This is a genomic window from Pseudomonadales bacterium (assembly GCA_024234215.1).
In the GTDB taxonomy this organism is placed as follows: domain Bacteria; phylum Pseudomonadota; class Gammaproteobacteria; order Pseudomonadales; family UBA5862; genus JACKOQ01.
The window spans coordinates 131,051-153,458 of the sequence record JACKOQ010000003.1; the positions used below are offsets into that span (position 1 = coordinate 131,051).

Below are 22,408 nucleotides of genomic sequence, written 5' to 3' on the forward strand. Positions count from 1 at the left end.
CCTCCCGCGGCACAATTTGGAATGCATTCGTTACAGATTCGGATCGAACCCAGCTAGAATCCCCCAGCACAGTCGCAACCCGCCGCTGAGGCAACCCAGTCACATAAAGGGCGCTGATGCTAGCAGAACCGAGAACAAAGGTCACGCCCACTGCCGCACTTGGCAGCCGTCCCAGCCACGCATGGCACCTGAACAGCGCCGCAGTGCAACCCATCCCACCTGATCTCTGTTGCGCCAGACCACTCCGTCGCAATCGCTGATCCACTCTCGTGATGCACAGCGAAGAGACGCTCTACTTGCAGGTCGCGCTGCCCGTGCCGCTGCGGCGCACCTTCGACTACCTGGCACCATCGGCCGAACCGATGGCCGTGGGCACCAGAGTACGGGTGCGCTTCTCTGGCCGCCTGCTGGTGGGGGTGGTGGTCGCCATTGCAGCACGGAGTTCAGTCGCTGCCGGCAAAATCCGCCCTGTCGAAACGGTGCTGGACGAACATCCCCTGCTACCACAGCCACTGCTGCAACTCGCCCTCTGGAGTGCCGAGTATTACCAGCAGCCGATCGGTGAACTGCTGGCCGCCACTCTGCCACCGCCATTGCGGCACGGCCAACCACTGCGCAAGGTGATGGAGCGGCACTACCGGCTTTCGCCTGCCGGAGCCACCCTGCATGAAACGAAAGCCACTGGGCGCAGCCGCAAGCAGCAGGAGATCCTCGCCCGTCTGACCCGCGACAGCGGTCTGGACCATGCCGAGTTGCGCGCGCTGGGTCTGACTGGCGCCCCGCTCACTGCGCTGCTGAAAAAAGGGCTGCTGCGCTGTGACTGGCGGCTGCCCAGCTCGCACGCCCCGTCTGCATCCAGCACAGTAGAAACCGGACCACCGTTGAATCCACACCAGCAAGCGGCCTGCACGGCGATGCGGCAGCGCTGGGGAGCGTTCAGCGTCACGCTGATCGAAGGGGTGACTGGCAGCGGCAAGACCGAAATCTATCTGCAATTGATTGACGATGTGCTGGCCCGCGGGCAACAGGCACTGGTGCTGGTGCCGGAGATCGGCCTGACACCCCAATTGCAGCAACGTTTCGCGCAGCGCTTTCCGCAGGCACGTATCGCCGTGCTGCACTCCGGCCGCACTGCCGGCCTGCGCATGATCGACTGGCTGCACAGTGCACAGGGCACGGCCGACATCATCCTGGGCACCCGCTCGGCAATCTTTGTGCCGATGGCAAGGCCTGCGCTGCTGATCGTCGATGAGGAGCACGACAGCTCCTACCATCAAGAGGAACGGGTCCACTACTGCGCCCGTGACCTTGCTGTACGACGTGGCCAGATCGAGCAGATTCCGGTGCTGCTCGGCAGCGCCACACCGTCGCTGGAGAGTCTGGCCAACGTCGAGCGCGGCCGCTACCACCTCCTTTCATTGCCGGAGCGGGCCGGCAATGCGACATTGCCACCAATCCGTCTGATCGATCTGCGCGGTCGTCCGCTGCAACAGGGTTTTTCGCTGCCGCTGCTGGCGCTGATCGATCAACATCTCACGGCCGGGAATCAGGTGCTGCTGTTCCACAACCGTCGTGGCTATGCCACCGCCCTGCTCTGCCACGATTGCGGCTGGATGGCCACCTGCCCACTGTGCGAAGTACGCCTGGTGCTCCATCGTCATCGGCCGGGACTGCGCTGCCCACGCTGCGATCAGCGCCGCACTCCACCCAAGGCCTGTCCGCAGTGCCAGAGCCAGACGCTGATCGCACTGGGCAGCGGCACCGAGCGCTGCGAGGAGACGCTGGCACAGCGCTTTCCCGATGTGCCGCTGATCCGCATCGACCGCGACACGGCGCACAACTCCGCGACCTTGACCGAACTGCTGGAACAGGTGGAACGGCAGGCGCCCGCCATTCTGGTCGGCACCCAGATGCTGGCCAAGGGACACCACTTTCCCCGCGTCACCCTCTGCGCCATCCTCGACGCCGACGGCGCCTTTTTCAGCAGCAACTTCCGGGCGATGGAGCAGATGGCGCAACTGGTCACCCAGGTCGCCGGGCGCGCCGGGCGCGCTGAGCGGCCGGGAGAGGTGGCGATACAGACCCACCACCCCGACCATCCGCAACTGCTCGAACTGATCGAAGCGGACTATGGCCACTTTGCCGCGGCCGAACTGCAGCGACGCGCCATGGCCACACTGCCACCCTATCGCCACCTCGCACTGATTCTGGCTGATGCGCCCGCACCCGAGGCTGCCCAACGCTTTCTGCAGGGATTGACCCCACCCCCACCACACAGCGGCATCGAATGGCTCGGCCCCAATCCCGCGCCGATCGACCGGCGTGGCGGACGCCACCATGCCCAGATTCTGCTGATCGCCCGCAACCGCCCCCACCTGCAGCAACTGCTGCGCCGATTGGCCAGTGAACTGGAGCGGCTGCCGACGCCCGCCGGCCTGCACTGGAACATCGCTGTCGATCCGCTTGAATCGCTGTAGCCAGCATTGCGGCAAAATCAAGCCCGGATCGACTGGACGGTCATTCGGTCGCGTGTCATGATTTATTGAGCGATGGTGCGTCTGCCGCATCTTCGTGTGCATACGGTCCTTCAGATCCATTCACATCCGCAGGTGATTCACCATGACTGCTGTCAAGAAAGCCTACAACCACATGTATGGGAAGGATCCCTACAGCATTCCGCTCGAAGATTACGACGTCTCCCAACCGGCGCTGTTCGAATCCAACACCATGTGGGGATTTTTCGACCGGCTGCGCAAGGAAGAACCGGTGCACTACTGCAAGGATTCCGAAAACGGCCCCTTCTGGTCGGTGACCAAGTTCAACGACATCATGACGGTCGAAGGCAATCCGCAGATCTACTCTTCTGAACCCAGTATCGGCATTGCCGATCCACGCGAAGAGCTCCCGCTCAAAATGTTCATCGCGATGGATGAACCCAAGCATGGCGTGCAGCGCAAAACCGTCCAGGGCATCGTCGCCCCCTCCAGCCTGGCGAAGATGGAAGGGCTGATCCGGCAACGCATCGCTGAAATTCTCGACACGCTGCCGGTCAACGAGACCTTCAACTGGGTCGACCGGGTGTCGATCGAACTGACCACCCAGATGCTTGCCACGCTGTTCGACTTTCCATTCGAGCAGCGCCGCAAACTCACCTACTGGTCTGATGTCGCCACAGCGGTCCCCACACCAGGTGGGCTGATCGAGAGTGACGAAGAGCGCGAGTCGATCTTGGTCAACGAATGCATGGCCACCTTCGTCGGACTTTGGAATGAGCGGGTCAATTCACCGCCCAAGCATGACCTGCTGTCGATGCTGGCGCACAACGAAGAGACCAAGCACATGCAGCCGATGGAGTTTCTCGGCAACCTGATACTGCTGATCGTCGGCGGCAACGACACCACTCGCAACTCACTCAGCGGTGGCGTACTGGCACTGAACCAGTTCCCCGAGGAGTACCAGAAGCTGCGCAACAACCCGGGTCTGATTCCCAGGATGGTGCCCGAGATCATCCGCTGGCAGACGCCGCTGACCTTCATGCGCCGCACCGCAACCTGCGACACCGTTCTGCGTGACAAGCAGATCAAGAAGGGCGACAAGGTGGTGATGTGGTACGTCTCGGGCAACCGTGACGAAGAGGTGATCGACCGCCCCTACGAGTTCATCATCGACCGTGAGAACCCGCGCCACCACCTGTCGTTCGGCTTCGGCATCCACCGCTGCATGGGCAACCGCCTGGCCGAGATGCAACTGCGGGTCACCTGGGAAGAGATCATGAAGCGCTTCAAGACCATTGAAGTGGTCGGCGAGCCAGTGCGCAACTACTCACCCTTCATCAAGGGTTACTCTGAACTGCCGGTGCAACTGCGCCCGCTGTGAGCTGACGACGACTGAGCGGTCCTGCCAACCGGCAAGGACGCCAGCCTCTCGAACAGGCGCCTGGGTCTCCTTGGCGCCTGTTTTCATTCATGCCGCCTCTGGCCAACGGATTGCATCGGGGCTCCATCACCGCCGCTTTTCAAGTTACCATTCACGGCGCGCCCCATTGCGGATCGTTCTGCATTTGCATTCAAGCCCATACTGGAGTCCCCCACCCATGCGCACCCGCTGGTCACGCCTGCTGCTGATGGGACTGCTCGTTGCGCTCTGCACGACCGCAGCAGCGCAGCACACGCTGCGCGTCGCCTATGACGCCGACCCCGATTCGCTCGATCCGCATGAGCAGTTGTCAGGCGCCACGCTCCAACTCTCGCACCTGCTGTTCGATCCACTGCTGCGCTGGAAGCAGGATCGCAGCTTTGAACCCAGGCTGGCCGAACGCTGGGAACGCATCGATCCGCTCACCACCCGCTTTCATCTGCGGCCGGGCGTCAAGTTCCACTCCGGACGTCTGCTGACCAGCCAGGATGTCGCCTGGACCTTCGCCCGGCTGCAGGGCAGCCCGGACTTCAAGGGACTGTTCGCCCCCTTCAAGCCGGTGCGAGTGATCGATGACCACACCTTCGAACTGATCACCCATCAGCCCTATCCGCTGGTGCTCAACCTCGCCACCTACATCTTTGTGCTCGATCGGCAGTTCTATCAGGGACAGGATGAGCAGGGGCGCAACAAGGAGGCACTGGTCAAGAGTGGTGACTCCTTCGCCGCCCGCAATGTCAGCGGCAGTGGCCCGTTCCGGCTGGTGAGCCGGCAGCAGGGGGTCAGGCTCGAACTGCAACGCTTTGCCAACCATTGGGATCGCCAATCCCCCGGCAATGTCGAGCGCATCGTGCTGACGCCGATCAAGGAGGATGCCACCCGCATCGCGGCGCTGCTGGCCGGCGATGTCGACTTCATCGCGCCGGTGCCGCCGGCCGACCTGCCGCGCCTGCAACGGCAGCCGGCCATCGAGGTGGTCACCATGACCGGCACCCGCATCATCACCCTGCAACTGAATCAGCAGCGGGTGCCGGCCTTTGCCGACCCCCGCGTGCGCCGGGCAGTGCGGCTGGCAATCAACAATGTCGGCATCAGCGAGAAGATCATGCGCGGTTTTGCCACACCAGCTGCCCAGCTCAGCCCGACGGGCTATCCCGGTCATGATCCCGCGCTCGTGCCACGGTTCGACCTCGCCGAAGCCCGGCAACTGCTGCAACAGGCTGGCCATGGCCAGGGGCTGAAAGTGACGATGCTGGCGCCCAACAACCGCTATGTGAATGATGAGCAGATCGCCCAGGCGGTGGTGGGGATGCTGGCCAAGATCGGCATCGGCGTCGAGTTGAAGACGGTGCCGAAGGCGCAATACTGGCCGCTGTTCGATCAGAGCGCGGCGGACATGCTGATGCTCGGCTGGCAGTCGGACACCGAGGACAGCGGCAACTTCTTCGAATTCATGCTGATGACCCGCGACAGCCAGAACGGCTACGGGCAGTACAACAGTGGCCACTACCACAATCCGGCGCTCGATGCGCTGCTGTTGCAGGCGCAGACCGAACTCGACCCCGCACGGCGCGCACAGTTGTTGCAGCAGGCCGAACGGCTGGTGCACGACGATGCGGCGATCATTCCGCTGCATTGGCAGAACCTCGCCTGGGCCGCCCGCCGTGGGGTCAGGATCGACCGGATCGTCAATGTGATGGATTTTCCCTACCTGGGCGATCTGGTGATCGAGTAGTCCTGTGCCGAACGGAAGTGGATCCAGCTCACCGATGCTTGAACTGCTGCTGCGCCGCCTGATCCAGACCCTGCTGGTGCTGGGAGTGATCAGCCTGATCGCCTTCGTGATCCAGGAGCAACTCGGTGACCCGCTGCGGGAGCTGAGCGGGCAGTCGGTGTCGACCGAAGAGCGGACCCGGCTGCGTCACGAGCTGGGCCTCGATCGACCCTTTGCACTGCGCTATGGCCAGTTCGTCGGTCGCGCCCTGCGCGGTGACCTCGGCCACTCCTACTTCTTCAAGGAGCCGGCGTTGCCGCTGATTCTGGCGCGGCTACCGGCCACGCTGGAGCTGGTGCTGGGCGCAACCCTGATCGTGCTCCTGATCAGCGTTCCGGTCGGGCTGTTCGCCGCCATCCGGCCGCGTCATCCACTCAGTCAGCTCGCCATGGGGCTGACCCTGTTCGGCATCTCTGTTCCGGTTTTCATCGCCGCGATCCTCGGCATCATGCTGTTCTCGGTCAAACTGGGCTGGCTGCCGGCGCAGGGACGCGGCGAACTGAGCGCACCCTTCGGCTGGAAGTCCGGCCTCTTTACCCTCGATGGCGTGCAGCATCTGCTGCTGCCGGCCTGCACGCTGGCCTCTCTGCTGTTGCCGCTGTTCGTGCGGCTGATCCGCGCCGAGATGACCGCAGTGCTCAATCAGGAGTACATCAAGTTCGCCTGGGCCAAGGGGCTCGCGCCTGGGCGCATCTGGTGGCTGCATGCATTCAAGAACACGCTGCTGCCGCTGATCACGGTCGGCGGCATGCAGATCGGTGGCCTGGTGGCCTACGCCATCCTGACCGAAACCATTTTTCAGTGGCCGGGCATGGGCGCGCTCTTCCTGCAGTCGGTCAACCGCGCCGATGGCCCGGTGGTGACCGCCTACCTGCTGGTGGTCGGTGTGATCTTCGTCATCACCAGTACCCTGGTCGATCTGCTCTATGGCTTGGTCGACCCACGCATCAGACTGAGCGGAACCGCGCCATGAACGACCGGTCATCCAGTCTGGGCCGACAGCTGCTGCGCGCGCCGGTGGCGCTCGCCGCGTTGCTGCTGTTGCTGGCATTGGTGACGGCCAGCCTGGCGGCGCAGTGGCTGGCGCCGCAGAATCCCTATGATCCGGCCAGTTACGACATCATGGATGCGCAGATCCCGCCACTGTGGCTGGCCGGCGGCGACCCGCGCTTTCTGCTCGGCAGCGATGGGCAGGGACGCGACATTCTCAGCATCATTCTGCACGGCAGCCGCATCTCGTTGCTGATCGGCCTGGGTGCCGTGGCGGTGCAGGCGCTGCTCGGCATTGTGATCGGTCTCTGCGCCGGCTATGGCAGCCGCTGGCTCGACGACCTGCTGATGCGGCTGGCCGACGTGCAGATGTCGATCTCGACCCTGATGATCGCGCTGGTCGCGCTGGCGCTGGCACAGTCGCTGCTGCCGGCCGAGCACTATCAACACCATGTCCCGCTGCTGCTGATTCTGGTGATCGGGCTCGCCGAGTGGCCGCAGTACGCCCGCACGCTGCGCGCGGCGGTACTGGCCGAGAAGCAGCTCGCCTACGTCGAGGCGGCACGGCTGCTCGGCTTCAGCCAGCGCCGGATCCTGCTGCGCCACCTGCTGCCCAACACCCTGTCGCCGCTGCTGGTGATCTCCACGGTGCAGGTGGCCAGCGCGATCATGAGCGAAGCCGCCCTCTCCTTTCTCGGCCTCGGCATGCCGATCACCCGTCCTTCGCTCGGCGCCCTGATCAACAGCGGTTTCGAGCTGCTGCTGAGCGGCGCCTGGTGGATCTCGATCATCCCTGGCCTCACGCTGGTACTGCTGATTCTCTGCATCAACCTGCTGGGTGACTGGCTGCGTGATGCGCTCGATCCACGTCATGGCGGTCACGCGCCATGACGCCACTGCTCGAGGTCGACCGATTGGAAGTGAGCCTGGGTCGCACGCCGCTGCTGCGACAGCTCAGCTTCACTTTGCAAGCGGGCGAGCGCCTCGGCATCGTCGGCGAGAGTGGCGCCGGCAAGTCGATGCTGGCCCATGCAGTGATGAACCTGCTGCCGCCGCCGGCGCATATCAGCAGCGGCGCGCTGCGCTTCATGCAGCAGGATCTGCGGACACTCGACCCAGCGGCGCTGCATCGCCTGCGCGGCAGGCAGATGGCGATGATCTTTCAGGATCCGATGATGACGCTGAATCCGCTGCTGACCATCGGCACCCAGTTGACCGAATGCCTGACCCATCCGCCAGCGGGGGTCGAGCGCATCAGCGCCCGGGCGGCCCGCGTCCGCGCCATCGAGGCGCTGCAGGAAGTGCGGATTCCTGCGGCCGCCAGCCAGTTGCAAGCCTATCCGCATCAGCTCTCCGGCGGCATGCGCCAACGGGTGGCGATCGCCATCGCGCTGCTGCATCGGCCGGCCCTGCTGATCGCCGACGAACCGACCACTGCGCTCGATGTGACCATCCAGGCCGAAATTCTGGCGCTGTTGACCGAACTCTGCACCGCACAGCGGATGGCACTGATGCTGATCACCCACGACCTCGCCGTGCTGGCCGAGACCACCGACCACACGCTGGTGCTCTATGCCGGAGAGGCGGTCGAAACCGCGCCGACCCGCGCCCTGATCGAACGGCCACGCCACCCCTACAGCCGCGCCCTGCTCGATGCGCTGCCGCAGCGGGCCACGCCCGGCCAACCGCTGCGCGCCCTGGGTGGCAGCATGCCGACCGCCAGCGCCCTGCCCTCTGGTTGTGCCTTTCATCCACGTTGCCCGCAGCGCATGTCGGTCTGCCCGCAACAGCCACCGCAGTGGCAAGGCACTGCGCCTGATCGACAGCGCCGCTGTCACCTGCCGATCGAGGTCGATGGATGAGCGACCCCCTTGCGCTGCTCAGCCTGACCGCCATCGAACAGCGCTTTACCAGCGGCAGCGGTCTGCAGCGTCGCACCATCCGGGCGGTCGATGGCGTCTCGCTGCAGATCCGCCCCGGCGAGGTGCTGGGACTGGTCGGCGAGAGCGGCTGCGGCAAATCGACGCTGGGGCGCATCGCCGTCGGCCTGACCGCGCCAGCGTCCGGCGAAGTCCGCTACCGTGGCCAGCCGATCCGGCAACTGCATGGCGATGACTGGCAGCAGTTCCGCCGGCGGGTGCAGATGGTGTTCCAGAATCCGCACGCCTCGCTCTCGCCACGGCTGCGGATCGAAGCCCAACTGCTGGAGCCGATCCGCTGGCACCACCCCACTGCCTCTGCGGCGGAACATCGGCAGCAGCTCGAAAGCCTGATGGCCGCGGTCGGCATCGACACCGCCTGGCGCCAGCGCTATCCACACCAGCTCTCCGGCGGTCAGAAACAGCGCATCGCCATCGCCCGCGCCCTCACCACCACGCCCGAACTGATCGTCGCCGATGAGCCGGTCTCGGCACTCGATCTGTCGGTGCAGGCCCAGGTGCTCAACCTGCTGCTGGAGCTGCGGGCTTCACGCGGACTGACCTACCTCTTCATCAGCCACGACCTTGCAGTGGTGCGCCACATCGCCGACCGGGTGGCGGTGATGTATCTCGGCACCCTGTGCGAACTGGCCCCGGCCGCGACGCTGTTCAGCGCCCCACGCCATCCCTATACCCAGGCACTGCTGCAGGCGATTCCACGGCTCGACCGCGACCGCCCCAACCCACCGCGCCTCGCTGCCGAACTGCCCAACCCCGGCACGACCCTGATCGGCTGTCCATTTCACAGCCGCTGTCCGCAGGCGCAGGCGCTCTGCCGGCAGCAGCGTCCAGCCCTGCGCCAGATCGCGGCAGAGCATCAGGTCGCCTGCCATCTGCTGGAGTGAAGCCGTCTCGTTCAGATGCCAGAGCAACATGCCCTGACACCTTGGTGTTCAATCCTCTATCATCCATCCAGACGTTCAATCACCTCGCAGAAACCTTCGATCATGACCCGCGAACTGCTGCTGATGCGCCATGCCAAATCGGACTGGCCGCCCGATGTCGCCGACTTCAACCGTCCGCTGACCAAGCGCGGCCGTGCCGACAGCCAGAAAATGGCCGACTGGTTGCAAGCACAGCAGCTGCTGCCGGAACTGGTCATCGCCTCCACGGCGGCACGCGCGGCCGAGACCTGCCAACTGCTCTGCGCCCGGCTTGAACTGCCGCCGACCCGGTTGCGCTGGGAGCCACGCATCTATGAAGCCACCCCGACCACCCTGCTGACACGGCTGCACACCACCCCTTCCAGCTGCCGGCGACTGCTGCTGATCGGACACAATCCAGGGCTTGAGCAACTGCTGCTGACGCTGGCGCAGGATCAGATCGCCATGCGCGCCGATGGCAAACTGATGACCACCGCAGCCATCGCCCGGATTCAGCTCGACTGCGACTGGAGTGAAGTGCGTGCGAAGTGCGGCCGGCTGATCACCCTGGTCAGGCCCAAGGAGATCGAGCAGGACTCCTGATGTCGGCTACGCCAGCAGCGTGGCCAGCAGCCCCGAGAGCACGATGCCATCGAAGGTGCCCGCGCCGCCGATGCTGGCAATCGGCGCCCCCAACTGCCGCACCCTGGGCAGATTGAGCAGATCGGCCCCGATCAGCGGCCCCAGCACCCCGGCCACGAAGGCGACCGGCGCGGCCATCTCGCCACCCAGTATCCAGGCGCAGAGCACCGCCGTCAGCGCCGGAAGCAACGGCGGCAAGGCCACGCCACGGCCCGGTAGCAGTTTCGCCAACCGCTGGCAGAGCAGCACATTGATGACAACTGCCAGCACTGTCCACAGCAGCATCCCGCCGCCGGCACCGGCCAGTCGCACCAGCTCATAGAGCGCGATGGCCAGCGGCACCAGACAGCCGCCGACATTGACCGCCAGCACCATGAAGCCCTCTTCAAAGGTGGTGCGTTGCGGACGCAACCGATCGAGACCAAACAGTTGCGGTGCCGGCGCATCCACCACCAGATAGGTCGGCAGGCGGTACAGCGGAATGTTGATCAACCCACCGACCACGATGCCGATCAGCGCCAGCAGCGAGACGCCGGGACTCAGCCCCAGCTTCGCCAGCGCGGTCACCGCCGCATTGGCCAGAAAGATCGGCACCAGCACCAGCAGACCGAACAGCAACAGCAGTGCCAGGCAGCCGGGGGGGCCGAGGAACAGACCATTTCTTGACATCCAACTCCTCCGATCAGACTCATTTTCCACAACGGGATGCAGTGTAACCGGCCTGCGGCAAACCTGCCGAGCGGAATGACCGCACGCCTGGCGAGTGTCAATTTTTTTTACACTTTCGATCAAAAAACGATTAAAAAATCATTATTTTTTTTATTAACTATATGATTTTTAATAATATAAATTTAATGGCATCTATAGTGCTTTAACATTGGCACTAACCACTCAGCAGGACAATGTCATGATTCAGTCTCATCGCTCACCTCTGGCCGTCGCCTCCTTGGCTGCTTCGCTGCTGCTGGGCAGCTCTGCCGCCATGGCCGCCACCAGTTTCACCTATGACTTCGAAAGCGGCACCGTCGATGCCGAATGGTCGATGATTTCACCGGGCTCGCTGGCCGTCGACACCACCCCGAGCGGCCGCAAATTTCTGGGACTCAATGACAGTCAGAACCTCGGCTTCAGCAATGATGCCGTCAAGTTGACGCTCACCGGGCTGCCCAGTTACAGCGGCTTCACCCTCAGCTTCGATCTCTATGCGATCCAGAGTCTGGATGGCAATCAGTTCGGCTATGGTCCGGACCTGATCGGCGCCACCGCCACCAGTGGCTCGCTCTCCTTGCCGCTGCTGCACACCACTTTTTCCAACATACCAAGCTACAACCAGTCCTACCCGGGCAATTTTTTCTCCAGCAACCCCGCTCAGAGCGGTTCGGCTGAACAGAACAGCCTCGGCTATTCCTACTTCGGCGATTCGGTCTACCAACTCAGCTTTGGCTGGGGATTCGGCCAGACCAATGCACCGCTTGAGGTCGTCTTCTTCGCCTCGGGCCTGCAGGGCATCGGCGACGAAAGCTGGGGCATCGACAATGTCAGGATCGAGCTGAGCGGAACCCCGGCACCCGTACCGCTGCCACCTGCGGTCTGGCTGCTCGGCACTGGCCTGATTTCGCTGGCAGGCATCGCCCGTCGCAACACCTGATCTTCCTCTGGCTGCTTCAAGGCCCGCCGCGCATCTTGCCGGCGGGCCTTTTGCTGTCTGAAGCAACTGCATTACCGGCCGTGCTGAACGATGCCTTTGCTACAATGCCGCCCTCCTCCTTGTCCCATGGAACCGACACCATGCCCAGTTACCGCTCCAAGACCTCCACCCATGGCCGCAACATGGCCGGCGCCCGCGCGCTGTGGCGCGCCACCGGCGTCAAGGAAGAGGACTTCGGCAAACCGATCATCGCCGTGGTCAACTCCTTCACCCAGTTCGTGCCGGGCCATGTCCACCTGCAGGATCTGGGGCAACTGGTGGCCAGGGAGATCGAACGTGCCGGCGCCATTGCCAAGGAGTTCAACACCATCGCCGTCGACGATGGCATCGCCATGGGCCATGACGGCATGCTCTACAGCCTGCCGAGCCGCGAGCTGATTGCCGACTCGGTCGAATACATGGTCAACGCCCACTGTGCCGATGCGATGGTCTGCATCTCCAACTGCGACAAGATCACGCCGGGCATGCTGATGGCCGCACTGCGCCTCAACATTCCGGCAATCTTCGTCTCCGGCGGACCGATGGAGGCCGGCAAGACCCGTCTCGCCGGCAAGGAGCATCACCTCGACCTGATCGACGCGATGGTGATGGCCGCCGACCCCACGGTCAGCGATGCCGATGCGGCCGAGGTGGAGCGCTCCGCCTGCCCCACCTGCGGCTCCTGCTCGGGCATGTTCACCGCCAACTCGATGAACTGCCTGACCGAGGCACTCGGGCTGGCGCTGCCCGGCAACGGCAGCCTGCTCGCCACCCATGCCGATCGGCGCGAACTGTTCTTGCAGGCCGCACGGCGTATCGTCGAACTGACGCGCCGCCACTATGAGGAAGATGACCCGGCCGTTCTGCCACGCGCCATCTCCAACTTTCGCGCCTTCGAGAACGCCATGACGCTCGACATCGCCATGGGTGGCTCGACCAACACGGTGCTGCACCTGCTGGCCGCCGCCCAGGAGGGCGAGATCGACTTCACGATGCGTGACATCGATCGGCTCTCGCGCAAGGTGCCGAACCTCTGCAAGGTGGCACCGGCCACCGCCAGCTACCACATGGAGGATGTCCACCGCGCCGGCGGCGTGATGGCGATTCTGGGCGAACTCGACCGCGCCGGACTGCTGCACACCGACACCACCACGGTGCATGCCCCCACGCTAGGTGACGCGCTGGCCCGCTGGGACATCGTCCGCAGCGGCGATGCCGCGGTCAGGGAGTTCTACCGGGCCGGTCCGGCCGGCATCCCCACCCAGACCGCCTTCAGTCAGTCGACCCGCTATCCAAGCCTCGACCTCGACCGCAGTGCCGGCTGCATCCGCAATCTCGAAAATGCCTACAGCCGCGATGGCGGCCTGGCGGTGCTGTTCGGCAACATCGCCCTCAATGGCTGCATCGTCAAGACCGCCGGCGTCGACGACAGCCTGCTGCGCTTTGCCGGCCCGGCCCGCATCTTCGAGAGCCAGGAGAGCGCCGTGGCCGCCATTCTGGATGACCAGCTCAAACCGGGCGACGTGGTGGTGATCCGCTACGAAGGGCCACGCGGCGGGCCCGGCATGCAGGAGATGCTCTACCCGACCAGCTACATCAAATCGAAAGGGCTCGGCAAGGCTTGCGCGCTGCTGACCGATGGCCGCTTCTCCGGCGGCACTTCGGGGCTGTCGATCGGCCATGTCTCGCCCGAAGCCGCCGAAGGGGGCGCCATCGCACTGATCGAAGAGGGTGACCTGATCGAGATCGACATTCCGCAACGGCGCATCCAGCTGGCGGTCAGCGACGCTGAACTGGCGCGCCGGCGCGAGGCGATGGTCGCCCGCGGCAGCGCGGCATGGAGCCCCGGCGAAGTGCGCAGCCGCAAGGTCTCACCCGCGCTGCGCGCCTACGCCCTGCTCACCACCAGTGCCGACCGCGGCGCGGTGCGCGACCTTACTCAGTTGCGGCGTTGAGGTCTCTGCGCTGCGCCAGTCACAATGCCGGCTGGCGCAGCGGAGTTGGAAAATGCCACCCGCCCGCTGATTGCACGAACCTCCCGTTTCATCAGCCATTCCCACCGCTGCGACAATCTGTCGCATTCTATTGCCCCGCCAGCTTCCCTACACTGCCGCGCCAATCGACACTGCTCCAGGAGTTTGGCCATGGCCCCGACACAGCCTCACCCTTTCCACCCTCTCGGCGTCACATTCACCACGCTGGCCCTGCTGAGCAGCCCGCCGCTGCTGGCCGACGAGAACTGGATGGGCGCGCGGCCCGATGCCCATGCGCCGATCGGCGTGATGGCCGACCATGCCCACAAAAACGGTGAATGGATGTTCGGCTACCGCTACATGCGCAGCGAACAGAGCGGATTGATCGACGGCACCGATTCGGTCAGCGTGCAGCAGACCTACGGCAGCATCGCCAGCGGCGGCTACGGTTACCACGATGCCCCGCTGGAGATGCGCATGGAGATGCACATGTTCGAGCTGATGTACGCGCTCGACGACACCATGACGCTGATGGCGATGCTGCCGTACCAGAAGATGCAGATGAGCATGGAACTGCATCAGCATGGCAGCAATCCGCCGGTGCGCTATGGCATGGAGTCCGAAGGGATCGGTGATCTCGAACTCTCGACGCTGCTGCGCCTGACGCCGGTGGCGGCCCCTGAGCAGATCCATCTGAACCTCGGCATCAGCCTGCCGACCGGCAGCATCACCGAGGAAGATGCCATGCCGCATGGCCCCGGCGGCAGCTTCATCGACATGCGCATGGAGTACCCGATGCAGCTGGGTTCGGGCACCTATGACCTGCTGCCCGGCATCACCTACTTCGCGCAGCATGGCGACTGCTCGTGGGGCGGCCAGGGCATCGCCACGCTACGGCTTGGACGAAACAGTGCGGACTACTCGCTCGGTGACCGGATCGATCTGACCGGCTGGTTCGCCTACCGTTTCTCGCCCAGCTGGAGCGGTTCGGTGCGGCTGAACGGTGCCAGTTGGGGCGACATCGACGGTCGGGACTCCAGACTCTCACCCACCATGTCACCGGCCTCCAACCCCGAGGCACAGGCCGGCGAGCGGGTGGAAGCCGCCATGGGTCTCAACTACCGGGTTCCGACCGGCAATCTGGCCGGCCACCGCTTCGGCATCGAACTGGCCAAACCGCTGTGGGAGCGGCTCGATGGCCCGCAACTGGAGAGCGACTGGAGCCTGGTCGCTGGCTGGCAATACGCGTTCAAATGACCATGGGCAGCAGCGGAACGTCATGATTCAATGACATTCCCAGCACAAACCCCGCCAGGAGGCCTCCATGTCCAGTGATCCACTGCGAGAAGCGCAGATCCTGCGTTGCTGGAACAGCAATGCAGGCGCCTGGACCAATGCAGTGCGGCAGGGCGAGATCGCCAGCCGTCGTCATGCCACCGATCAGGCCATCGTCACTGCCATTCTCGACCACTCACCAGGCCGCCTGCTCGACATCGGCTGCGGTGAAGGCTGGCTGGCGCGTGAACTGGTCAAGCATTCGATCGAGGTGATCGGCATCGATGCCACCGCAGCGCTGATCGAAGCCGCCCGCCAGGCCGGCGGCGCCGATTTTCGTCTGCTCGACTACGCACAGATCGCGGCCGGAGCACTCGATTTGAAGGTCGACATGGCGGTGGCGAATTTTTCGCTGTTGGGCCATGAATCGGTCGAGAAGCTGTTCGGGAACATGCCCGCCTTGTTGAATGCCGAAGGACTGTTCATCGTGCAGACCCTGCATCCGCTGAGGGTCGACGCAGAGACCACCTACCGGGACGGCTGGCGAAGCGGCTCATGGCAAGGCTTCAGCAGTGCCTTCACCGACCCATCCGACTGGTACTTCAGAACCCTGCAGAGCTGGACAGGACTGTTCATCGGCAACGGATTCCGGTTGATCGAGCTGCGTGAACCGCTCGACCCACGCAGCCAGCAGCCAGCGTCACTGATTCTGATCGGTCAATCCGCGGCCTGATCGACATACAGCAACACTCAGTTCGGCTCAGACAGTCCGGCCTCGTTGCGCTCCAGCACCACGAAGCAGTAGTCCGGCTCGTGCGCCTGCCGCGCCTGGGCCGCTGTTCTGCTCACCTCCCGCCACAGCGCGCTGTCGATCGCTGGAAAGTGGGTGTCGCCTGCCACCTCGGCATCGACCAGCGTCAGGTAGATGCGCCGCGCATACGGCAATGCGGCCGCATAGACCTGCGCACCGCCGATCACCATGATCTCATCGGCCGAACTGGCCAGTGCCAGCTCGGTGGCGCGGGCGATGGCCGCCTCCAGCGTCGCCGCCCGCTCGACACCCGCCGGCTGATAGTCGGGATTGCGGCTGATGACGATGTGCGGGCGCCCGGGCAGCGGTCTACCCAGCGATTCGAAGGTGTTGCGTCCCATGATCAGCGGTTTGCCGAGGGTCATCCTTTTGAAAAAACGCAAATCCTCGGCAATGTGCCAGGGCAGCTGGTTGTCGCGTCCGATAACGCGGTTGTTCGCCATGGCGGCAATCAGGGCGATGACGGGCATCAGGCAGACTCCGGAAGAGAGAGATCGATTGCGAAAGGCTTTTCAAGGCGCGGCAGCATACCATCCGGTCAGGCAATGCTTTTTACAGTGGCAAAGGTGACCCGATCAACCAGTGGCGTCCGCGCCGAGCGGCCATCTCTTGGCGAACAGCAGATAGGCAGTACAATGATGCGGGCCGGGCGACAGCCCCGGCGCTGGCGAGCATGCCGTGTCCAATCGTCCGCCGCCAACCCACCTGATCACGGTACCGATCGATGCGGAAACAGTGCAGTGAACAGCGCTGACAGCCACGCAGTTGCGCGGTCACTCTTCTCGCGCCAACGGACGCGGCGCCTGCTGCCATGGCTGCTGGCCATGCTGCTGGGTTGGCAGGTTTCGGCACTGCTGCACTCGCTGAGCCACACGGCGGACGGCGACGGCTCCGCACTGCCGCAACATCCGCATTGCCTGCTCTGTCTGGCCCACGCCGGTGCCGAAGGGGCGCCACTGCCCGCGTCGGCACTGCTGACGCCCACTCTCCATTCGATCCTGCCGCCACTTTTCGATCAACCTGCATCCATTTCCGGACGCGACACCCTCCCCTATCAGGTGCGCGCACCACCCCCGCTCCCGACGATCTGAACCGACGTTTTTCGTCGCCCCGCTGCTGCGCGCCGGGGCCACTCTGTTTGGGAGCAAACCATGAAAAAGACTCTTCTGGCTGCGCTGTGCGCGCTCGCCACGCCGGCGCTGGCTGCGCCACAACCGGAACTCGACGTGCTGCGCGCCGAGTTCGAGCAGAAATTCCAGGCCCTGCAGGCCGATTACGAGGCGCGTCTGAAGGCGCTCGAAGGCCGCGTGCAGGCGGCCGAGGCGCAGGCCGACCAAGCCCAGGCGATCGCGCAGACCGCCACCGCCAGCGCCGAGCAGACCGCCCAGGCGGCGCCGCCGCCGTCGAGCGCCTTCAACCCCGACATCTCGCTGATCCTGCAAGGCGCCTACAACGATCGCGCCGGCGGTGAGCGGCCCATCAGCGGCTTCCTGCCGGCCGGCGAGCATGCCCACGCCGAGCGCGGCTTCACGCTCGAACACACCGAGCTGGTGATGAGCGCCAACATCGATCCCTACCTGCGCGGCTATCTGAACCTCGCGTTTCTGGACGAGGAGGTGGAGGTCGAGGAGGCCTGGTTCCAGAGCCTGCAAATCGGCCACGGCGTCACGGTGAAGGGCGGGCGCTTTCGCTCCGGCATCGGCTACCAGAACGAGAAGCACCCCCACGCCTGGGACTTCGCCGACAACAACCTGGTCTACGAGGCGCTGTTCGGCGAGGGACTGCTGCAGGACGGCCTGCAACTGCGCTGGCTGGCGCCGACCGAGCTGTTTTTCGAACTCGGCGCCGAGCTGGCCAAGGGGCAGTTCTTTCCGGGCTCCGAAGCCGGCGGGGACAAGAATGGCGCCGGCAGTTGGGCGGCCTTCGCGCACCTGGGCGGCGATGTCGGTGCCTCGCACAGTTGGCGCACCGGACTTTCCTACCTCGAGGCCCGGCCGCGCGAGCGCGAGGGCTGGGTGGATGACCTGAACGATGTCGAGGCGCTGACGCTGTTTTCCGGCGACTCCAAGACCTGGCTGGCCGATGCAGTGTGGAAGTGGGCGCCCAACGGCAATCCGCGCCAGCGCAATTTCACCTTTGCCGCCGAGTATTTCCAGCGCGACGAAAACGGCGACCTGAGCTGTACCGACAACCGCATCGAGGGCGGCGCCTGTCTCGACGTGACCGACGCTTACGACAGCGACCAGTCCGGCTGGTATGCCCAGGCGGTGTACCAGTTCATGCCGCGCTGGCGCGTCGGCACCCGCTACAGCCGGCTGTCGAGCGGTTCGACCGACTTCGGCCTGAACGCCGCGAGTCTGGATGGCGATCGCTATCACCCCGACCGCTGGAGCCTGATGACCGACTTCTCGCCGTCGGAGTTCTCGCGCTTTCGCCTGCAATTCAACCGCGATGAGGTGCTTTCCGGCGACACCGACAACCAGCTCATCCTGCAATACATCATGAGCCTCGGTTCCCACGGCGCCCATCAGTTCTGAGGAGATCACCATGAGAACCCTGTTCCTGTCTGCGTTGATGAGCTTCCTGCTGATCGCCCCGGCGCAGGCCGCGCTGCGCGTGCTCGCCTGCGAGCCCGAGTGGGCGGCGCTGACCCGTGAACTGGCCGGCGATCTGGCCGAGGTCGATTCGGCCACCACCGCGCTGCAGGACCCGCACCGCATCGAGGCGCGGCCCTCGCTGCTGGCCAAGGCGCGGCGCGCGGATCTGCTGGTCTGCACCGGCGCCGAACTGGAAATGGGCTGGCTGCCGCTGTTGCAGCGCCAGGCCGGCAACGGCCGCATCCAGCCCGGCCAGCCGGGTTACTTCGAGGGGAGCGCGCAGGTGCCGCTGCTGGAGAGGCCGGCCCAACTCGACCGCGCCCAGGGCGACCTGCACGCCGCCGGCAACCCGCACGTGCAGCTCGACCCGCGTCGCGTCGCGAAAATTGCCGACGCGCTCGCCCAGCGTCTGGCGCAGCTCGACCCGCCCAACGCCGCACGCTATGCCGAGCGCAACGCCGACTTCCAGAAGCGCTGGCAGGCAGCGAGCGAGCGCTGGGCGGAACAGGGCGCGCGCCTGAAGGGTGTGGCCGTGGTGGTGCACCACAAGAGCTTCAGCTATCTGGCCGACTGGCTGGGGCTGGTGGTGGTGGGCGATCTCGAACCCAAGCCCGGCGTCGAGCCGTCGGCAGCGCATCTGGCGGCATTGCTCGAATCGCTCAAAGGCCATCCGGCACGGATGATCCTGCATGCGGCTTATCAGTCCGCTCAACCCTCCGCATGGCTGTCGCAGAAGGCCGGCATTGCGGCCGTGGAGCTGCCTTACACGGTCGGTGGGGCGCCGGGCACGGACGACCTGTTCGGGCTGTTCGAGGTGACGCTCGCGCGCCTGCTGAGCGCCGCGCCATGAGTTTCGCGGCGGTCGATTTCGGCATCCTGCTGCCGGCCTTCGCCGCCGGCCTGCTGGTGCTGGCGACCCATGTGCCGCTGGGCGGCGAGGTGCTGCGGCGCGGGATCATCTTCATTGATCTCGCCATCGCGCAGTTCGCCGGGCTCGGCATCGTCATCGCCAGCGCGCTCGGTTTCGAGGCGAGCGGCTGGCGCATGCAGCTCGCCGCCGTGCTGGCGGCGCTCACCGGTGCGCTGCTGCTGCGCGCGCTGGAGCGGCGCGCGCAGCGCCACCTGGAAGCACTGATCGGCGTCGGCTTCGTCACCGCCGCCTGCGCGGCCATCGTGCTGATGAGCCACGACCCGCACGCCGGCGAGCACCTGCAGGAGCTGCTGGTGGGGCAGATTCTGTGGAGCACCTGGGGCGACCTTGGACCATTGGCGCTGGTCACCGCGGCCGTGCTGGCGGCCTGGCACGACCTGCGCCTGAAGGATTCGCCACTCGGTTTCTACGGGCTGTTCGCCGTCACCGTCACCGCATCGGTGCAGGTGGTGGGTGTGTACCTGGTGTTCGCGAGCCTGATCGTGCCGGCGCTTGCCGCCGGCGGGCGGTTCAAGCGCGGCTATGGGATCGGTGCCGCCGGCTATGCGCTCGGCCTGCTGGCGTCGGCGCTGTTCGACCTGCCGGCGGGGGCGGCCATCGTGTTGGGGCTGGTGGCGGTCGGCGGCTTCACGGCGCTTGTGCCTTCCATCACGAATGCCATTTCTGACTGACCATCATGCACAAGACAGGCATCTCGAATATCGTCGACCATTTCACCTTGGCTGCCGGCCGATCTCCACCAATGGTGAGTCCAGCGGCGACCGGGTTGCCGTTGGCATCGCAGTCGCATTCGGCAGCGCACCAGTGGGCATCCGGACCACGGGTCAGGCGGCCAAGGCTGTCGTAGCTGAAGGCGCTGCATCTGTCCGGTTTATAGGCTGGCGGGGGTACCGTCGAGGTCACCACGGCGGGTGAGGCGCGTCACGCGGAAGACGCGGCCGTTCTGGTAGTAGGCGAAGCGCATGCCCTCAGCGCGCCGCCGGTCGCGAGTCGTAGTAGAGATCATCCTCGGTCGAGCGCCGGTCGGGACCAGGACTCCAGATGCGATAGTGGCCAGCGGCCGTTTCGTAAGCGTAGCGCTCGCCGGTATAGGGATCGCGCGGTTCCGACTGCTGCGGATGGCTCTGCCGCCACAGGGCGTAGAGCCCCTCGCCATCCGCCGGCAGTATCGCTTGGGCGCGCGCCGTTTCCGCCGTCTGCGCGAGCGACAAGATGCCTTCCTCGACCTGACGCCGACGCCCGTCGGCTGCGGGCGCGGGGGCTGCGTCGGCGGGCGGCCGCAACGCGGCCTGCATCTGCGGGCCGAGATACTGGACGAACACCACGCCGCCGATGGCCGGTACGCCGATGCCCAGGAGCACGATGCCCGCGGCGCCCAGTGTCGCCCGGTGAGTGCCTTTGACCGGCAGCTCGAGCAGCGCCGCCAGCCGCCGGCTGAGCGGCGGGTGCGACGAGAACCACTGGCCCAGCTTCATCCACGGCGTGTTCAGAGTGTCGGTCTGGGCGATCCACTGCGGCTTGTCGATGCGACCGGCCAGCTTGCCGCCCGCGGCCAGAATGAGCAGGCCTTGCAGGGCCTCTTCACTGCGGCCGGCGCTCTCCAGCGCGGCGCCGTCGGCGGTGTATTCGCAGGCGCGGCGGTAGGCGCTGCCGACGAAGGGCATGAACAGGCCGGGCAGCAGCAGCCAGTGCAGGCGCAGGTGCCCGGCCCGCAGATGGGCGAGTTCATGGGCAACGATGAAATCGAGCGCCGCCCCGTTATCGCCACAGGCCTCGACCAGTTCGCTGTAGAGGACGATGCAGTCGCGGCCGAGGTATTTCGTCGCCAGCGCGTTGAGCGAGCCGCCGGCCTGCATGAGGTAGGCCTCGGGAACCTGCTTGAGACCCAGCCGCCGGGCCAGCCGTTCGACGCGCTCATTGAGCTCCGGCAGTTGTGCCGTGCCCAGACGCACGCCGCTGCCGCGCACATGGGCGATGAAGACGGTGTGGGCAAGAAAGAAAAAGATGCCGAGGAAGAGCGCATAGATCAGACCGATGATGGTTGCCGCCAGCAGAACCCAGACCAGCGCGGCCAACAGCGCCACCAGCGCCAGCCAGATGCGTTCGCCCGGCCAGCGGCGCAGTTCGATGGCGGGCGGCAAGGCGGCAGCGGAGATGGTCATGGTCGGGCTCCTTTGCGTTTCAGGGAAATTGGACGCGACATGCGACCGCTCAAGGCTTGCTGCGATCGGCGAAGAGACTGCCAAGCCTGGCCATCAGGCCCGGCACATCCTTCGGCCAGGGCGGTACTGCCTCTGGCCACTCGGGCGGCCAGACGATGGCCGGCAGCTTCAACAGCCGGGCGTGTTCCTCGGCATCGGCCCGGCACAGCGCGATGCAGTCGGGGCGGTCCAGGCGGGATTCGAGGTCCTGGAAGCGGGTGTGGAGCGCCTCTTCGAAATCCAAGGGCGGTTTGTTCGTCGAATAACGACTGCGCTTGATGAACAGTTCGAAGGCTCGCGCCAGGTCCTTGCGCGCCGTGGGAGCGCCACGGGTCATGTTGAAAAATGCCAAGAACAAATAATCAGACCAGTGGCTTCCATCCTTACCAAACCAACGAAAGGTGTTGTCGATTTCCGCATCCACACTTTCGCGCACAAATATCCCGACAGGTGATTTTTTTAGCTGATCGACGATCTGGGCAGCAAAATCAAAATCCAACGACTCAGGTGCAAGATTCCAATCGCTTGGTCTTACTGTATATAAGCAGACAGCCTGATGGATTGTAGCCTCAGCCAAATTTGCGCCGACAACATATAGCGTGGGCAAAATACGAAGATAATTACCACGGGCCTGCGCTATCAATAAAAGCTGCGCAAAATTCCCGCGCATCCTGACCAAATCGCGTTTTCCATAAAATTGATAGTCTATTGGCAATGCAGTCCGCAGATACGTCCTGACGAACCGCGCGATTTCGATGGCCTTGTACACG

The 22,408-nt window shown here is 64.8% G+C and carries 20 protein-coding genes; 16 read left to right on the forward strand and 4 right to left on the reverse strand.

The genetic code is table 11. The features are described from left to right. Window positions 1–272 precede the first annotated feature (272 nt). The 8 genes from H7A13_07380 (at window position 273) to H7A13_07415 (ending at window position 10,124) form a co-directional block, all read left to right on the forward strand. Window positions 273–2,477, forward strand: a complete 2,205-nt coding sequence (locus H7A13_07380) for a primosomal protein N' (GenBank protein ID MCP5333164.1) — start codon at window positions 273–275, stop codon at window positions 2,475–2,477. Between the two features lie 142 nt (window positions 2,478–2,619). Then, entirely contained in the window at window positions 2,620–3,876 is a 1,257-nt protein-coding gene (locus H7A13_07385) for a cytochrome P450 (protein MCP5333165.1), read from the forward strand. A gap of 217 nt (window positions 3,877–4,093) precedes the next feature. After that, entirely contained in the window at window positions 4,094–5,650 is a 1,557-nt protein-coding gene (locus tag H7A13_07390; GenBank protein MCP5333166.1) for an ABC transporter substrate-binding protein, read from the forward strand. Between the two features lie 34 nt (window positions 5,651–5,684). Further along, window positions 5,685–6,662 carry an ABC transporter permease gene (locus H7A13_07395; GenBank protein MCP5333167.1) on the forward strand — a complete coding sequence of 326 codons (978 nt, stop codon included), beginning with the start codon at window positions 5,685–5,687 and terminating at the stop codon, window positions 6,660–6,662. Further along, window positions 6,659–7,570: an ABC transporter permease gene (locus tag H7A13_07400; protein ID MCP5333168.1), complete on the forward strand. Its 912-nt coding sequence runs from the start codon at window positions 6,659–6,661 to the stop codon at window positions 7,568–7,570. Before H7A13_07395 ends, H7A13_07400 begins: the two co-directional genes overlap by 4 nt. Next, window positions 7,567–8,541 carry an ABC transporter ATP-binding protein gene (locus tag H7A13_07405; protein ID MCP5333169.1) on the forward strand — a complete coding sequence of 325 codons (975 nt, stop codon included), beginning with the start codon at window positions 7,567–7,569 and terminating at the stop codon, window positions 8,539–8,541. The genes H7A13_07400 and H7A13_07405 overlap by 4 nt, the downstream gene beginning before the upstream one ends. Further along, complete coding sequence (locus tag H7A13_07410) at window positions 8,538–9,503, forward strand: ATP-binding cassette domain-containing protein (protein ID MCP5333170.1); 966 nt, start codon at window positions 8,538–8,540, stop codon at window positions 9,501–9,503. Before H7A13_07405 ends, H7A13_07410 begins: the two co-directional genes overlap by 4 nt. A 102-nt stretch (window positions 9,504–9,605) precedes the next feature. Continuing rightward, window positions 9,606–10,124, forward strand: coding sequence for a histidine phosphatase family protein (locus H7A13_07415; GenBank protein MCP5333171.1), 519 nt, complete (start codon window positions 9,606–9,608; stop codon window positions 10,122–10,124). 6 nt (window positions 10,125–10,130) lie between these two features. On the opposite strand, the gene H7A13_07420 is transcribed toward H7A13_07415, so the two are convergent. Continuing rightward, the gene (locus tag H7A13_07420) at window positions 10,131–10,817 is read right to left on the reverse strand and encodes a DUF1614 domain-containing protein (GenBank protein ID MCP5333172.1); all 687 of its coding nucleotides are present in this window, start codon (window positions 10,815–10,817) and stop codon (window positions 10,131–10,133) included. A 253-nt stretch (window positions 10,818–11,070) separates the two neighbouring features. Between H7A13_07420 and H7A13_07425 the strand changes: the two genes are divergently transcribed. The 4 genes from H7A13_07425 to H7A13_07440 all read left to right on the forward strand — a co-directional run bounded on the left by H7A13_07425 (window position 11,071) and on the right by H7A13_07440 (window position 15,831). Further along, entirely contained in the window at window positions 11,071–11,811 is a 741-nt protein-coding gene (locus H7A13_07425; GenBank protein MCP5333173.1) for a VPLPA-CTERM sorting domain-containing protein, read from the forward strand. A 140-nt stretch (window positions 11,812–11,951) separates the two neighbouring features. After that, window positions 11,952–13,805 carry a dihydroxy-acid dehydratase gene (gene ilvD, locus H7A13_07430; protein MCP5333174.1) on the forward strand — a complete coding sequence of 618 codons (1,854 nt, stop codon included), beginning with the start codon at window positions 11,952–11,954 and terminating at the stop codon, window positions 13,803–13,805. A gap of 189 nt (window positions 13,806–13,994) precedes the next feature. Next, window positions 13,995–15,080 (forward strand): hypothetical protein, encoded by a 1,086-nt coding sequence (locus H7A13_07435; GenBank protein ID MCP5333175.1) that lies wholly within the window; start codon window positions 13,995–13,997, stop codon window positions 15,078–15,080. Window positions 15,081–15,147: 67 nt separating this feature from the next. Next, the gene (locus tag H7A13_07440; protein MCP5333176.1) at window positions 15,148–15,831 is read left to right on the forward strand and encodes a class I SAM-dependent methyltransferase; all 684 of its coding nucleotides are present in this window, start codon (window positions 15,148–15,150) and stop codon (window positions 15,829–15,831) included. Between the two features lie 17 nt (window positions 15,832–15,848). Here H7A13_07440 and H7A13_07445 read toward each other — a convergent pair whose 3' ends face one another. Further along, window positions 15,849–16,379 carry a dihydrofolate reductase gene (locus H7A13_07445; GenBank protein ID MCP5333177.1) on the reverse strand — a complete coding sequence of 177 codons (531 nt, stop codon included), beginning with the start codon at window positions 16,377–16,379 and terminating at the stop codon, window positions 15,849–15,851. Window positions 16,380–16,649: 270 nt separating this feature from the next. Here H7A13_07445 and H7A13_07450 point away from each other — a divergent pair, with 270 nt between their 5' ends. The 4 genes from H7A13_07450 to H7A13_07465 are packed head-to-tail and all read left to right on the forward strand — an operon-like array spanning window position 16,650 to window position 20,108. Then, window positions 16,650–17,000 (forward strand): hypothetical protein, encoded by a 351-nt coding sequence (locus H7A13_07450; protein MCP5333178.1) that lies wholly within the window; start codon window positions 16,650–16,652, stop codon window positions 16,998–17,000. Between the two features lie 60 nt (window positions 17,001–17,060). After that, window positions 17,061–18,446: a TonB-dependent receptor gene (locus H7A13_07455; GenBank protein MCP5333179.1), complete on the forward strand. Its 1,386-nt coding sequence runs from the start codon at window positions 17,061–17,063 to the stop codon at window positions 18,444–18,446. A gap of 10 nt (window positions 18,447–18,456) precedes the next feature. Continuing rightward, window positions 18,457–19,356, forward strand: coding sequence for a zinc ABC transporter substrate-binding protein (locus H7A13_07460; GenBank protein ID MCP5333180.1), 900 nt, complete (start codon window positions 18,457–18,459; stop codon window positions 19,354–19,356). Beyond that, entirely contained in the window at window positions 19,353–20,108 is a 756-nt protein-coding gene (locus H7A13_07465; GenBank protein MCP5333181.1) for a metal ABC transporter permease, read from the forward strand. The genes H7A13_07460 and H7A13_07465 overlap by 4 nt, the downstream gene beginning before the upstream one ends. A gap of 297 nt (window positions 20,109–20,405) precedes the next feature. On the opposite strand, the gene H7A13_07470 is transcribed toward H7A13_07465, so the two are convergent. Continuing rightward, window positions 20,406–21,599 carry a M48 family metallopeptidase gene (locus H7A13_07470; protein MCP5333182.1) on the reverse strand — a complete coding sequence of 398 codons (1,194 nt, stop codon included), beginning with the start codon at window positions 21,597–21,599 and terminating at the stop codon, window positions 20,406–20,408. A 49-nt stretch (window positions 21,600–21,648) separates the two neighbouring features. Beyond that, window positions 21,649–22,407, reverse strand: a complete 759-nt coding sequence (locus tag H7A13_07475; GenBank protein MCP5333183.1) for a hypothetical protein — start codon at window positions 22,405–22,407, stop codon at window positions 21,649–21,651. Window position 22,408: the final 1 nt, after the last annotated feature.